The sequence below is a fragment of the Gluconacetobacter diazotrophicus PA1 5 genome, from assembly GCF_000067045.1.
Taxonomy (GTDB): Bacteria; Pseudomonadota; Alphaproteobacteria; order Acetobacterales; family Acetobacteraceae; genus Gluconacetobacter; species Gluconacetobacter diazotrophicus.
In genome coordinates, this window is record NC_010125.1 from 1600453 (window position 1) to 1614773 (window position 14321).

Annotated in this window: 12 protein-coding genes; 8 read left to right on the top strand and 4 right to left on the bottom strand. The window is 65.5% G+C overall.

Annotated features, from left to right (window positions below; genetic code table 11):
• Positions 1-97 precede the first annotated feature (97 nt).
• Positions 98-1168 (bottom strand): ABC transporter ATP-binding protein, encoded by a 1071-nt coding sequence (locus tag GDI_RS07515; RefSeq protein ID WP_231854254.1) that lies wholly within the window; start codon positions 1166-1168, stop codon positions 98-100.
• A 112-nt stretch (positions 1169-1280) separates the two neighbouring features.
• On the opposite strand from GDI_RS07515, the gene GDI_RS07520 reads away from it, so the two are divergent.
• From GDI_RS07520 to GDI_RS07555, 8 genes are all read left to right on the top strand, one after another.
• Complete coding sequence (locus GDI_RS07520) at positions 1281-1559, top strand: hypothetical protein (RefSeq protein WP_012225000.1); 279 nt, start codon at positions 1281-1283, stop codon at positions 1557-1559.
• Positions 1560-1601: 42 nt separating this feature from the next.
• Positions 1602-2042 (top strand): hypothetical protein, encoded by a 441-nt coding sequence (locus GDI_RS07525; protein ID WP_012225001.1) that lies wholly within the window; start codon positions 1602-1604, stop codon positions 2040-2042.
• A gap of 257 nt (positions 2043-2299) precedes the next feature.
• Complete coding sequence (locus GDI_RS07530) at positions 2300-2791, top strand: MarR family winged helix-turn-helix transcriptional regulator (protein ID WP_012553982.1); 492 nt, start codon at positions 2300-2302, stop codon at positions 2789-2791.
• On the top strand, positions 2788-5016 hold the full coding sequence (locus GDI_RS07535; protein WP_012225010.1) for an FUSC family protein: 2229 nt from the start codon (positions 2788-2790) through the stop codon (positions 5014-5016). The genes GDI_RS07530 and GDI_RS07535 overlap by 4 nt, the downstream gene beginning before the upstream one ends.
• Positions 5016-5210, top strand: coding sequence for a DUF1656 domain-containing protein (locus GDI_RS07540; protein ID WP_012225012.1), 195 nt, complete (start codon positions 5016-5018; stop codon positions 5208-5210). Before GDI_RS07535 ends, GDI_RS07540 begins: the two co-directional genes overlap by 1 nt.
• A gap of 33 nt (positions 5211-5243) precedes the next feature.
• Positions 5244-6155 (top strand): HlyD family efflux transporter periplasmic adaptor subunit, encoded by a 912-nt coding sequence (locus GDI_RS07545; RefSeq protein WP_012225014.1) that lies wholly within the window; start codon positions 5244-5246, stop codon positions 6153-6155.
• Positions 6156-6171: 16 nt separating this feature from the next.
• The gene (locus GDI_RS07550) at positions 6172-7695 is read left to right on the top strand and encodes an efflux transporter outer membrane subunit (RefSeq protein ID WP_012225016.1); all 1524 of its coding nucleotides are present in this window, start codon (positions 6172-6174) and stop codon (positions 7693-7695) included.
• 198 nt (positions 7696-7893) lie between these two features.
• Entirely contained in the window at positions 7894-9033 is a 1140-nt protein-coding gene (locus GDI_RS07555; protein WP_012225017.1) for a glycosyltransferase family 61 protein, read from the top strand.
• Here GDI_RS07555 and GDI_RS07560 read toward each other — a convergent pair.
• The 3 genes from GDI_RS07560 to GDI_RS07570 are packed head-to-tail and all read right to left on the bottom strand — an operon-like array spanning position 9021 to position 14217.
• Positions 9021-10307, bottom strand: a complete 1287-nt coding sequence (locus GDI_RS07560; protein ID WP_012553985.1) for a hypothetical protein — start codon at positions 10305-10307, stop codon at positions 9021-9023. The genes GDI_RS07555 and GDI_RS07560 overlap by 13 nt on opposite strands.
• Positions 10288-11376: a glycosyltransferase family 61 protein gene (locus tag GDI_RS07565; RefSeq protein WP_012225019.1), complete on the bottom strand. Its 1089-nt coding sequence runs from the start codon at positions 11374-11376 to the stop codon at positions 10288-10290. Before GDI_RS07565 ends, GDI_RS07560 begins: the two co-directional genes overlap by 20 nt.
• Positions 11377-11379: 3 nt before the next feature.
• Positions 11380-14217 (bottom strand): glycosyltransferase family 2 protein, encoded by a 2838-nt coding sequence (locus GDI_RS07570; RefSeq protein ID WP_157864178.1) that lies wholly within the window; start codon positions 14215-14217, stop codon positions 11380-11382.
• Positions 14218-14321: the final 104 nt, after the last annotated feature.

Sequence of the window (14321 nt, forward strand, 5' to 3'; positions counted from 1 at the left end):
AACAGGCGCCGGGACGGACGCGGGAACGGACGGAGGGACGGACGGGACGAACCGGACAGGGGGCTGAACTTTCGAAGGGCAGAACGAGGGCGGAACGCTACCCTATTTCAGCACGAAACGGAAAGGCTACGGCATGTGCCGGCTGCCACGCCAGCAGTGCGGGCCGGCCGGGCACCAGGCCCGCCAGGGTCTGTGCCGGCGGGCGCCGGACCAGGACCTCCTGCCCGTCCCCCAGGCGGAACCGCAGGCGGACGTGGTCGCCCATGTGATGCAGCGCGATCAGGGTCGCGGGCAGGTCGCCCTCCTCGCCCTCGGACGGGCGGCCCGTGGGAAACAGGGTGGCGATGCGATCGGGGCGGATGCACAGCGTGCAGAGTGCATCGGCCGCCAGCCCCCCGGCGGCCGCGGCCTCGACCACCGCGCCGCTGGCCAGGCGGACACGGGCCAGGTCGTCCTCCACCCACGCGACGCGGCCGGTCAGGGCATTGGCGTCCCCGAACGCGGTGGCCACCCGGTCGCAGGCGGGGCGGTCGAACAGGTCGGCCGCCTGCCCCACCTGCAATAGCGCGCGGCCGGACAGGATGCCGATCCGCCCGCCCAGCAGCAGCGCGTCCTCGCGGTCGCGGGTGGCCAGAAGCATCGTCAGCCCCCGCGCCCGCATCAGGCGCCCCAGAAGCTGGCGCATCGCCCGCCTGCCTTCGGGCTCCAGGCTTGCGAACGGGTCGTCCAGCAGCAGCATCGGGGGCGCGAAGACCAGAAGCCGGCCCAGGCGCGCACGCCACGAGTCCTCGGGGTCCAGATCGCGGGGATGACGGGCCGCCTGGCCGTCCAGCCCGGTCAGGGCCAGGATTTCATCGACCCGGGCGGCGGCGGCGGCGCGCGAAAGACCGCGTGCGCGCAGCGGGAAGGCCAGGTTCTGCCGCACCGTCAGGTGCGCGAACAGCGGGTCGCGCGCGCTGAACAGCCCCATGCCCCGCCCGCCGGGCACCAGCGCCGACACCTCCCGCCCGTCGACCAGGATATCGCCGGCCGGACACGGCAGGTGGCCGGCCAGCGTGTCCAGCACGCGGGACAGGTCGGCCGCGCGATGGCCCAGCAGCGCCAGGCAGGTGCCGGGATCGATCTGGAAGGTCAGTGCCGGCGTCGATTGCCCCAGCGGGGCACACACAAGTCCGCGAACGTCAAGACGTGGAGAGAAGGGAGACATGCAAAAACCGAAACCTGACGAACGAGCGACGCGTTGGGTAGAGTGTAGACAACCCGGATGAAGGATACGACCTGTGTTCCGAAGCAAGGCCAAAAAACCCACCCAGGAAGCCCTGAAGGCGACCCATGACGAACTGACATCGCTGAAGGAACAGGTCGAGCGCCTGATGAACGCGCACGTGACCCCGGTGCTGGCGGACGCCGCCGATCGGGCGGAGCATGTCGTTGCCAATGCGCGCGAACTGACGGATCATCAGATGAAGGACGTCACGAACCGCGTGCGCGCGAAGCCTCTGGTCGCCATCGCCATTGTCGCCGCGATCGGCTATCTGGCCGGACGCGCGTCCCGGTAAGGCGCGCCCGGCCAAACGCAGCAGAGGGACGAAGCGAGGACCATGAGAATAGCCGAACTTGGAAAGGCCACTGTCCAGGCGGAACTGACCGTACGCCGCCAGATGGCCGTCCGCATAGGCCGGCAGGCGGCTTTCCTGGTCATCGCGGGGGTGTTTGGCCTTCTGGCCGTGCTGTCCGGCCATGCCCTGCTATGGGCCTTCGCCGTCCAGGTGCTGAAGTTCAGCGTGCTGTGGGCGGCGGTGCTGGTCTTCGCCGTCGATGCGGTGATGGCCCTTCTGTTCCTTCTGCTGGGCCGCCGCTCGATCATGACGCCCGCGGAAATCCGCGCGCGCTTCGAGCGCGACCATGCGATCAACGAACTGCGCCAGGCCATGGCCCTGACGGCGGTCACCACCGCCGTCGCCGGGCCTGTCGGCCGCCAGGCCGGGCGGGCAATCTGGCACATCGTCCGCTCCGTCTTCGGCGGCAAGGGACGCGTCTGACAGCCTGCCCACCGGCAGCCTGTCCACGGGCGCGCGCCCGGGCAATCCGCCGCGCGCCCGCATTCCCCCCCGGCATATCGCCAGCATATCGTTAGTCCCCGGTAAGGCGAGAGACGACATTGCCGATTGGGGACCATGCCGAAATTGCATTGGCCCCAGCCCGGCATTTCTGGAAACGTGCACTTGATCCATATCATCGTGAGCATACGAACCATTCGGATGCTCATCAGTGTCAGGGAAATCAGGTAGCATCACGGATGGACGACTCCGAGCGTAGCGTGCGGGAACGGTCCTTTGGACGTCGTCTGGCCCATCTGGGAGCAGCCTGGCGCCGCCAGATCGATCACGATCTGCGGGATTTCGGCCTGACCGAAGCCACGTGGCGCCCCATCCTCTATCTGGGCCAGCTTCCTGCCCCGGTGCGCCAGACCGCCCTGGCGCGGGTGCTGGACATCGAGGCCCCGTCCCTGGCGCGGCTGCTGGACGTGCTGGAACGGCAGGGCCTGATCGTCCGCATCCGCGACGAGGAAGACCGGCGGTCCAATCTGGTGCGCCTGACCCGGCAGGGCCACGCGATCGAACAGCAGGTGCGCCAGGCGGCCGACAGCGTCTCCGCACGGTTGCTGGCCACCGTCACCGACGATGAACTGCAGACCTGCTACGCGGTGTTCGACCGGATCGACTCCGCGCTGGGCGCGCGGCGCGACCCCTCGTCCCGCAGGCCCACGAAGATGGGCGCCGTCGCATGAGGCTGATCCCGCCCGGCGGCTCGTTGTCCCTGTCACGGTCCCTGCTGCGTTTCGGCACCTTCGCCTTTCCGGAATGGACGTCGGTCGCGCCCACGCTGGGCTATTCGGCCCGCGCGCTGCTGGCCGTGGGCCTTGCGCTGTTCCTGGCCTTCTATTTCCAGCTCCAGACCCCGATGTCGTCGGTCACGACGGTCCTGATCGTCGCCAACCCGGTCGTGGGCGCGATGGTGTCCAAGAGCTTCTGGCGCATCTTCGGCACCGTGATCGGCGCGACGGCGGCCATCGTCCTGATGGCGGCCTTTCCGCAGTCGCCCCTGCTGTATTTCATGGGATTGTCGACCATCATCGGCATCGCGTGCTGCGTGTCCACGCTGCTGCGGTTCTACAAGGCGTATGCCGCGGTGCTGACGGGCTATACGATCGTACTGATCTCGGTATCGGCCTTTGCCGCCCCCGACCATATCTTCATGGCGGCCATGTCGCGCCTGTCGGCGGTCACGGTCGGAATCCTCAGCACGGCCGTCGTGTTCCTGGTCACCACCATCAGCCGGCCCGAGACCGTGCTGCGCCAGGTGGACCAGACCCTGCGCAACATCGCCCTGCAGCTTTCGCATTCCGCCGACCATGACGGGGCCGCGGTCGACCACACCCCGATGCCCGACGACAGCGGCCAGCCGCTGTCGTTCCGCGCCATGACGATGACCAGCTACGACGCGCGGGCGCGCCTGCTGTCGCAGGCCAACGCCCTGGTCGAGGCGATCGAATATGCCGCCGCCGACAATTTCGCCATCGGGCGGCGGGCCCGGGGCCTGCGCGCCGGCGTGGCCCGCCTGCTGGGCCTGCTGAGCACCCATCACCCGGTCTGGCGCGAACAGCCGTCCCGCACCCCCCAGGCGGTCCGGGCGCGGCAGATCGTGCAGGACGTCATGGCGGCCTTCGCCGCCACCCCGGCGGAAAACCTGCATCTGGACGACCCCGGCCAGATGCGCGCCGCATCGCGGGCCGCCATCGCCACGCTGGATGAACTGGCCGAGGAAACCGAGGACCTGCCGACGATCGCGTTCATCGACAACGAACGCGACATCCTGGACCAGATGCGCGCCGCGCTGGAGGATTTCGTCGGGCCGCAGCGGCATATCCGCCGCATCCGGCTGAAGGTCTATTTCGACTGGCCGGCGGCGCTGCGCAACGGCGCGCGCGGGGCGTGCGTGACGCTGCTGGGCTGCCTGATGTGGTATGTCTGCCGCTGGTCGAGCGGCGCGAACATGCTGACCTACCTGATCCCGGCATCGTGCCTGCTGGCGACCAGTCCCCTGGCGTCGCGGGCCAGCGTCATGTTCGCCAGCGGCACCCTGGCCGCGATCCCGGCCGCCTTCATCTGCCAGACCTACATGCTGCCCCGCATCGACGGGTATCCGCTGCTGTGGCTGTCGCTGTCGGTCTGCCTGCTGCCGGGAATCTGGATCCAGTTCCATCCCCGCCATGCCATGCGCGGCTTCGGCTATGCGGTGTTCTTCAACGCCATGGTGCAGATCCGCAACCCGATTGCCTATGACGACCTGTCGCTGATGAATCTGTGGCTGTCCTACCTGATCGCGCTGATCGGCCTGGCGCTGGTGTTCCGGGTGATCCTTCCGGCCGATCACCGGCTGGATACCGGACGCCTGGTCATGTCGATCAACCGCGCGACCGAACGGCTGGCCCGCCAGCCGCTTCACCGTCCCGTGGACTGGACGGTATGGGAAAACCTGCAGATGCAGAAAATCCTGCGGATGATCCAGCGCTTTTCCCTGGTCGCCCCCCCGATTCGGGTTTACGAAACCACCGACGCGGCGTTCGTCTGCGTCTCGGTCGGCCGGCTGATCACCCGCCTGCGCCGGCTGGCGCTGCACCCCGCGGTGCATGAACAGGATCGCGCGCGCACCCGCGCCGCGCTGGCGGCATTCCGGCATCTGAGCAGCCATCCGCACCGGACCGCCCTGGCCCTGCGCGCCGCCGCGCTGGACATCATGGCCCATGTCGAAGGACGCGAGGCCGCGTCGCACGTCCCCACCCGACGGATTGCCGCCTGCCTGGAACAGGCGTCGCTTCTGCTGGACGCGACGCCCGGCTTCTTCCACAAACGGGGCCCCCTGCAATTGTCGAGCGACATGCCCGGGGCCAATAACAGGCTGAACATAGCCATCCAACCCGCAACGACTCCGTTCGGAATGAAAGCCGCGTGATGCTGACCGAGTTCAATTTCTTCGGCGTGTTCATGGCGCCGATCGTCGTCTACGCGATCGCCGCCCTGCCGGTGACCATGCTGATCCGCTTCCTGCTGTGGTGGAGCGGCATCATGAAATGGTTCTGGCACCTCGCGCTGTTCGAGGTCGCCTTGTACACCTGCGTGCTCTGCCTGCTGATCCTGTACGTCTGAACGACTATCCCCTGGAAGGTTCGAGATCCTGCAATGCCCCTTCTGCGCACCCTGATCCGCGTGGTCCTGACCCTGAGCGTTGTTGCGCTGGCGATCGTCATGGGCGTGACCCTGTGGGACACGTATATGATTGCCCCCTGGACGCGCGACGGTCGCGTGCGGGTGTATGTGGTGGACGTGGCGCCGGAAGTGCCGGGCACGGTGGTGCAGGTTCCGGTGGTGGACAACCAGTTCGTGCACAAGGGGGACCCGCTGTTCGTGCTGGACCCGGTGCGCTTCCGGCTGGCGATCCGCGAGGCGCAGGCCCGGCTGGACGGGGCGCTGGAGGACCTGAAGCTGAAGCAGAACGACGCGAAGCGCCGCATGGGGCTGGGCGGCATCGTCTCGGCGGAAGAGCAGGAGGTGTTCAACTCGAACGTGGCGACGCAGATCGCGGCGGTGGATGCGGCGCGGGCGGCGCTGGACCTGGCGAAGCTGAACCTGCAGCGCTCGGTGCTGTATTCGCCGGTCAACGGCTACATCACCAACCTGAACCTGCGGGTGGGCGACTACCTGACGGCGGGGCAGCCGCGCCTGGCGGTGATCGACGCCGATTCCTACTGGGTGAACGGGTATTTCGAGGAAACCAAGATGTGGGGCGTGCATGTCGGTGACGTCGCCCGCGTCAAGCTGATGGGCTACAAGCAGATCATCCCCGGCCATGTCGTGTCCATCGCGCGCGGCATCAACGACCAGAACGGCACCCCCGACCGGCTGGGCCTGCAGGACGTCAACCCGATCTTCACCTGGGTGCGGCTGGCGCAGCGCATTCCCGTGCGCGTCCATCTGGACCATGTGCCCGACAGCATCACGCTGGCGGCCGGCATGACCTGCACCGTCACCGTCGGCCCGCAGTCGCGCGGCCAGCGGGGGCGCCTGACCACCTGGCTGCAAGACCATCTATAAGGCCCCCCGCGCGATCATGAGCATGAAGACGAGACGCACATTCCACCGGGCCGGGCTGATGCTGCTGGCCGCCACGATGCTGGCGGGGTGCACGGTGGGGCCGCGCTACCAGCCGGACCGGATGAAGCTGCCGCCGGGCTTTGCCGAGGACGAGCATGCCGCGACGCCGGCGGAAATCGCCCGCACCAATGCCGAGCTGAAGGACTGGTGGCACCGCTTCGGCGACGCCGAGCTGGACCGGCTGGTCGACCGGGCGATCGCGGGCAATTACGACCTGCAGATCGCCGGCCAGCGCATCCTGGCCGAGCGCGCGCTGCGCGACGTCCAGGCCTCCGCCTGGTATCCGCAGGTCGATGCCAACACCACCGACGGTGACAGCCGCTATTCCATCAACGTGGACAACTGGCCGCTGCGCCCGGGCAATCCGGCCAACCGGCCGGGGGCGTCGTACCTGTCCTACGGCGTCAGCGCCAGCTGGCAGATCGACGTGTTCGGCCGCATCCGCCGCGCGGTCGAGGCCTCGGAACACGCGGTCGAGGAGAATGTCGAGGAACGGCGCGCGGTGCTGATGACCATGCTGTCGTCGCTGGTCAGCGACTACATGGTGCTGCGCGACACCCAGCTGCGGCTGGAGATCTCGAACCGCAACATCGGGGTGGCGCAGGAAGCCTACGACCTGACGCGGCGGCTGTATCTGGAGGGCGTGGGCAACACGCTGCAGATCGCCCAGGCGAAGGCCGAGCTGGACGCCCAGCAGGCGGCGCGCGAGCCGCTGCGCACCCATATCGCGCAGATCACCCACGCCATCGACGTGCTGATGGGCCAGGTGCCCGGCACCACCGAGGCCGAACTGAAGGTGGCGCGGCCGCTGCCCCAGGTGCCGGAATTCCCGGCGACGGTGCCCTCGATCGTGCTGGGCAACCGGCCCGACATCCGCCGCGCCGAGCGCGCCTATGCCGAGGCGACGGCGCGGATCGGGGTGGCGGTGGCGCAGATGTATCCGAATTTCGCCATTCCGCTGAACTTCAACCCCAACGCGTCGGCGATGTACCAGGTGTTCGAGGCCGGGGCGCTGAGCTGGCAGTTCTTCATGCTGGCGTCGCTGCCGCTGATGCATGGCGGCAAGCTGACCGGGCAGATCCGCGCCGCCCAGGCGGCGGCGGAAGCCAGCCGCCTGACCTACCGCCAGACGGTGCTGGGCGCGTTCCGCGAGGTCGAGGACGCGATGGCGGCGTGGCATGACGACGTGGAGCACACCGAACTGCTGCACCGCGCCGCCGAGGACAGCCGGCTGGCCAGCGACCGGGCGCGCAAGCTGTATGCCGCCGGGCTGGTGGGCTTCCTGGAGGTGCTGACCACCGAGCGCACCGCCCTGGCCGCCGAGAACGCCGAGGCCGTGGCGCGGCTGGAACGCCTGCAGGATGCCATCGACCTCTATACCGCCATGGGTGCCGGCTGGCAGGGCGTGGGGGTGACCGCCTCCGCCCTGCCGGTGTCGCTGGAGAAGCAGAACGTCCTGGCGCGGGCGTTCCAGGATTGAGGAGGGGCGTTCTTTTTTGAAAAAAAGAACCAAAAAACTTTGATTCGTCTGGGGACCATGTGCCGGAGACATACGACGCCCCAAAACGGATAAAAGTCTTTTTGCTTCTTTTTCTTCAGAAAAAGAAGAGAAGGTCCTTCAACCTTTATTAAGCCCCCCTGCCCCACCCTGACCCCGCCACGGTGGAGCGGGCCATTCATGACACGATCCGGTTTCTACAAAAACGACATCCTGTCATCCGGATTTCTCGACCTGACCCATGCGGAAAGCCTGCCGCCCGGAATCTCGTTCTTCGAACTATCAGGGGTACGAGACGTGCTCCCCCTCGCCCCGAACTTCCTGTTCGGCGACATTCCTGCCCATCTGTGCCGCGAGATGTTCCACAAAACATCCGTACACAGGATCGGCTACTACAGCATCGAACGCTGCCACCTGACCTATGATGGCATTATCCTGCGCGACGGCCGCAAGGTCATGTGCCAGGAAATGAACGTCATGCCGCCCCACTGCCAGGATGTCCTGGCATGGGCCCTGCCCGAGGAGGGTCCCATCCCGGTCAGGCATCTCGACGGCCCCTGCGTCCTGCTCTACGGACCGGGATGGCGAACATGGGGCCACTGGCTGAGCGATTTCCTGCCGCGCATCTTTTCCATTCTCTGCTGCGGCATCGATCCATCCCGCCTCAAATGGATCGTCCCCCGCGACCTGCCGGACTATGCCCTGCGCCTGATCCGGCAGTGCGGCCTGGACGACGCGCATCTTGCGCCATTCGACCACCGCGAGGAGATACTGTCCATCGGCGCCCTGCTCTGCCCGGTCAACCTGACGGCCGCGCCGCTGGTGCATCCGATGTTTTCCGGTTATTGCGACTGGATCAAATCCCGATTTTCCACTTCTGGACCACAGGAAAAACCGGACCGGCGAAAGATCTTCATTTCCAGGACCAGGGTATCGTCCCACAGGGCCCTCCTGAACAGGCCCGAGGTGGAATCGATCGCCGTCGATTTCGGATATGATCTCATCGCTCCCGAACATATGCCGGTCGAGGAACAGATCCGCCTGTTCGCCACCGCGACCCACATTGCCGGAGAATACGGATCGGGGCTCCATACGAGCATCTTCTCGCCCCCACACGCGACCATAACATGCCTGAGAGGAACGCTGACATCACCCGGGTTTTTACAGACCGGGCTTGCAGCCGCCTGCCACCAGAGGATCGGATATGTTTTCGGGACCATGCGCCCCGACCTTGGCCACGAATCCTATGAGGTCGATCCCGCATTCCTGCGATGGGGGCTTGGGAATGCCGATATCCCGTCGTCTTCCTACCAGGTGTGAAGCATCACCCTTTTCCAGACATTCCGTGCCACGCAAACATAATGATAATTCGCATCGTCCGTAAACTGGCCGGGGATACAGGGTGCGGAAGATGAAGCGGGCGTCGTCAATATTTCCCGATACCCTGAGGCTTGTACCGATGCTTTCGTAACGATATTCCCGTCGCTGTCGACCCTGTAGACATACCCGCCCCTGTGCCTGACCGAAAAGGCGTTCCCCTGTATCTGCTGGGACATGAAGCCGTCGCCCATGCCGTAATCCCCGAATGGGGCGACGAGAAAGCCGGCATATTGGCCCTCGCTTGCGATAAACCCCTTGTCCCACCGTCCGCCCGCCACCGCATAACCCACACTGTTTCCATAAGGTCCCTGCGCCCCGACCAGCATGCCGACATTCCGCGGGCTATCGGAAAACCACTTGAATTCGTCGCGTGAAAACGGACGGCCGTTATTGATCAGCGTCATCTCGCTGCCTTCGACCTGACAACTGACGCCGAACAGACAATAGACGCTCCTCGGCATCTCCACGATGCTGTTCGCGCCATACCCGCTATTATTCGCCCCGATGGTCAGGGTCAGGCTGCCGACGCGCCTGCCGTCCGGGTCGATATTGAGCGCCCGGGGGTCGTATCCGACATAGGAAACCGTCAAGGGCGCCACGACGATATTGCACCAGGCATCGACCGCGACCCAGCGCCCGTCCGGGTCCCATGACGTCACGAACGCGCTCCACCCCGTGGAGGTCTGCACGAACATGTTGCGCCTCAGCCGGGCCACCTGCTCCCCCGACAGGGGATTTGCCATCGTGATGACGGTGGCCACGGCCCTACCGGGCATGAGTCCCGCGACGGGCACCGAACCGAATGATGAGAATTTTTCCTGTGAAACTTTCGTATTTTCGTCATTCGCGAAGGAGATATCGCTCGGGCCGTTCGATGCATAGCGCAGGACGGCGACCGGAAGGGCCATGGTGAATTTCTGGCAGAGTCCCACCTGATCGGTCGATGCCACATAGCTCCGGCTTTCCATATGCCGGCCGAATCCACCCAGGGCGCATCCCTCCTCGACCGAGGAGGGCGATTGGTTCGTGTAAATACCCAGCGATTGCGCCTGATTTCCGTAACCATAGGCCGCGTGGGCGATCACACGATCTTCCGCGAAGCCCGGGCGGACCAACGCCGCCAGACCGGTGGCCACCATCGCGGCGAAACGCAGAAGAAAAGATCCCGTACCGGTAAACGGATCGGATGCTGGTTCACCGGGCGGCGGCGACACGCTGCACCTCGACGAAGAAACTGCGCATCTGCGCGGCGTCGAGGGACCAGCCGTTTTCCTCGCGCTGCCCAGGCATGTAGATGATGGGCTGGCCGAATGCCGCACAGAGCCGAGTCTGTTCCACGCCCGGCGCATTCACGACCCCGAACACCGTCTGCGCGGCGCTGAAGACGGAATTATGCAGCGCCGATCCGTATTCCCCGACGACGACCGAGGCCTCGCTGAATGTCCGGACCTGTTCGAGGAAGGACAGGTCCAGCGGGTCGATCAGTTCGAACCCGTTGTTCCACGCCATCGTCTCGAAGGCGTCCCTGTCCAGAAAGGGACGCCCGTCCTCCCTGTCCGTGCGGCGCAGAACGCATATCCTGCGCCCGCCGGGCTGCGGGCGGAAGAAGCTGCGATAGAACATCCTGATGAACCCATGCAGCAGGAAGGGATAGGCATTCGGAAATGTCGGCATGCAGGCGCGCGCGCAGACGAACTCGTCCTCGCCGAACACGAATTTTATGCAATCCTTCCGCCTGATCCCGAAAAATATCTCCAGCAGCGTCAGGGCCCAGTCCGGGGTGTCGGACAGGACAAGAAATTTCAGGTCCCTGAAATGCGGCCCCAGGACCTGCCTGGCGATTCCGATGCGGGGAATGAAATCGATGATCCAGTGCCCGTAGGTCCGATGGCCCGGCCCCGCGACCGCCAGGACCGGATCTGCGATGAACCGCGGGGATATGCCGCTTTTTCCGGGATGATGCGACGGAAAGCTGGACAGCCAGTGCCGCGCGACCAGCGAAAGGTGGGATGGGTCCTCGACCAGCGCGTTCCGATGAAAAGGATAGAGAAATCCGCAATAGGTCACGTCGCGCAGGAAATGGCAGCCGATATCCGGTGCCTGCCCGGTCAGGACATGTTCGTCGAACATATCCGCCCACATCGGCCGCGCCAGCGGCGCGACGTGCAGGTCGGGGGGCAGTGTCGCCTCGCCTTCCCGCAACAGCACGAAGCCGTCCCACATCTCCAGCGCCTGATGCAGCGTACGCCGATCTTCCGGAGACGGTGCCGACAGGATCGTCATGCTTTACATCGAGGCACAAAGGCGCGTGACGCGCACGCGGCCCCGCCCGCATCCGTTATCGTCGCGCACGACATGATCCTGTGCCGTCACGCTCAGATTGGGATTATAGAACGGGTCGCCGCCTTCCAGTATCCGGCCATGCCGGTGCAGCATCCGCTCGGTATCCTCGGGGTGCATGACCTGTCTGGTCTGGCTGCGCGTGGCGCTTTCATGATGGAACAGGACGGTATAGCCGTCATACAGGACCTTCAGCCCCGCCTCGCGAACACGCAGGCAGAAATCGGTATCGTTGAACCCGACCTTCAGGGTTTCGTCGAATCCCCCCACCTGATCGAAGACGGATCTGCGCATCATCATGCAGGCCGCGGTGACGGCGGAAAAATCGCGCACCGATGTCAGGCTGCAATTATAGCCGAAACTCCTCTGGTTTCCGTCGTTCAGATAGACATCCTCGAACTTGAAGGCATGATCGGCCGATCCATTGAATCCCATGATGACGCCCGCATGTTGTACGCGCCGGTCCGGATAGAGCAGCAGGGCACCGACGATCCCGACCTCCGGCCGATGGGCCAGCCGCCGCATCCTGTCCAGCCACCCGTCGGTGATCGCCTCGATATCGTTGTTCAGGAACAGGATGAAATCGGCGTCCCTGCCATGTTTCCGGACGGCCAGGTTGTTCATGCGGGAATAGTTGAATTCGCCGGTATATTTCATGACCGTGCAGCGATCGCGGATCGACTTGAAATAGGCGACCGATTCGGGCTCGGTGGAATCATGATCGACGACGACGATCCGGTAGTCCGCGCCGGCGGATGTCCGCGCGATGGAGTCGATGGCGACACGCACCAGGTCGGCCTTGTTCTTCGTCGGGATGACGATCAGGATTTTCCCTTCCGTCGCCGGCCAGTCGACACGGAACTGGTTGAACCCCAACCCGGCGGACACCATCGCCCCCGGGTGGGCCTGGTCCAGGTGCCGCTGGATGGCGGCGCATGTCGCCTCCATCACCGCTTTCTTCTTCGCATGGCCTGTGCTGCCGCCATGGGTCCGCCAGCGATACAGGATTCGGGGAACATGGGCGATGCTGGCGGCCCGGGCCAGGACGCGCAGCACGAAATCCACGTCGGCGGAAATCGCCATCCGTTCGTCCCATCCGCCGATTTCATGGGCGAGGCGACGCCGGACGCAGAGCATATGCACGAAATACGGGTGCGACAGATAGTAATCATAGGAAAAGGCGGGCCGCGCCTTGACGTCCGCGATGCTGTCGATGTTCTCGTCGGTCGTCGCCTCGTCGGAATAGATGAAATCGGCATCCGTCTCCCGCGCCGTCTTCAGAAGGTGGTAGATCGCATCGGGTTCCAGGACATCGTCATGGTCCAGGAATGTGACATAATCGCCGCGCGCGGCGCGCAGGCCCAGATTGGTCGCAACCGCGATGCCGCCATTGACCTGCGGCGTCAGCACGCGGATGCGCGGGTCCCTGTCCGCGTACGCGCGCAGCACCGCGCCCACATGCGGCGCGGTCGAACAATCGTCGATGCAGATCAGTTCCCACCGTCCGCACCATTGGGCCAGGACGCTTTCGATCGCCTGGACCAGCCAGTCGCGCGGCGTATTGTACACCGGCATGACGATGGATAATCGCAAAGGCCCCACGCGGTGATCCAGTGTCCGGCGCAGGCGCGGCAGCAAGGCCGGATTCATCCCGCGCGCGGGCTTCAGGTAGCGCAGCAGGTTGGGGTTCTGCGTCGCCACCTGCGGCGAACCCGTCAGGACCAGGTCGGGATGGCCGGCGATGCGGACCTGGATCTCCTGCCCCAGCAGATCCAGGATCTGCTTGCCGATGTCGATCTTGTAGGCGCAGAAACCTTCGTTCAGACCCGCATCCAGCAGGTCGCCGCGAAACAGCCGCGCGGTGGCCGTGGCCAGGACCTGGCCGTTGCAGACGGCCTCGACCTGCACGGGCGTTTTCGGGTCCGCCATGTTCAGGGCCCAGCCATGGGCGGACATGCCGTGCAGCCGGTCGAACGCGCCCCGGAACGGCGGCGGCGCGAAGACCATGAGGGGGGAATTGACCAGGTTCAGGCTGCCGCCGGATACGACGACCGAGACATCGGCCGGATTGCGGAACGATCCGTCATGCGGCAGCGTGAAGGAAAACCCGGCGTGACCGTCCCCGATGCCGAGGGCCAGCAGATCCTCGCGGAACCGGTCCGCCAGGACGGTCTGCAGCACCACGCCGTCGCGCACCAGATCGACGGCCACCCGCCGGTCCGGCATGGTCATGTCGCACACCCAGCCGGTGACGCACCCCGGTTCCGGCCGGTCGACATAACCCAGATAGCCCAACGTCTGCATCGTCAGCAGGAAGGGCGGCCCGTCCAGGAACAGGCCGGCGATCCTGAACAGGCAGGCTACCTGCTGCTGCGGAGTCAGCAGGGTGGGGAAAGGAAGATGAAACCGGTAATCCGTCCCCCCGGCACGGGTAGCGAAGCCCCGCGCCAGGACCTGGCCGTTCTCGATACATTCGACCAGGACATGGTCGTCCAGTCCGCGCACCGAGAAATCGCCCACGATGGCGCCGCCGGATACCGTGATCGCACCCGTCGTCAGTTCGTAACAGGGCAGGATGAAGCACGCCGTCTTCAGAAGGCTTCGCCCGTCCCGCAGATCCAGCAGATCGACCTCGCGCGCCAGCAGATGGGTCGGCAGGCCGACAAGGACCCGGCCGGCCTCGCGCCGGACGGACGCCTGCCCCCGATACACGCCATCGAGCAGTACGCCCACATCCCCCTCGGCGCCGGTCCGAAACAGGTCGTCCGACAGTCCGAGGATCATTCCCGGTATCCCGGCCTCGGCATGAACCGAAAATTCCAACCGACTCCTCCCGCACAGCATCGCAGGGGGTGTGTACGGGAATTTGATTAATACTTGCTTTCCAG

Bases quoted from the DNA above. Each gene is read 5' to 3' on its own strand.
- GDI_RS07525 (WP_012225001.1), top strand. From the start codon at position 1,602: ATGAGAATAGCCGAACTTGGAAAGGCCACTGTCCAGGCGGAACTGACC.
- GDI_RS07530 (WP_012553982.1), top strand. From the start codon at position 2,300: ATGGACGACTCCGAGCGTAGCGTGCGGGAACGGTCCTTTGGACGTCGT.
- GDI_RS07535 (WP_012225010.1), top strand. From the start codon at position 2,788: ATGAGGCTGATCCCGCCCGGCGGCTCGTTGTCCCTGTCACGGTCCCTG.
- GDI_RS07540 (WP_012225012.1), top strand. From the start codon at position 5,016: ATGCTGACCGAGTTCAATTTCTTCGGCGTGTTCATGGCGCCGATCGTC.
- GDI_RS07545 (WP_012225014.1), top strand. From the start codon at position 5,244: ATGCCCCTTCTGCGCACCCTGATCCGCGTGGTCCTGACCCTGAGCGTT.
- GDI_RS07550 (WP_012225016.1), top strand. From the start codon at position 6,172: ATGAGCATGAAGACGAGACGCACATTCCACCGGGCCGGGCTGATGCTG.
- GDI_RS07555 (WP_012225017.1), top strand. From the start codon at position 7,894: ATGACACGATCCGGTTTCTACAAAAACGACATCCTGTCATCCGGATTT.
- GDI_RS07565 (WP_012225019.1), bottom strand. From the start codon at position 11,376: ATGACGATCCTGTCGGCACCGTCTCCGGAAGATCGGCGTACGCTGCAT.
- GDI_RS07570 (WP_157864178.1), bottom strand. From the start codon at position 14,217: ATGATCCTCGGACTGTCGGACGACCTGTTTCGGACCGGCGCCGAGGGG.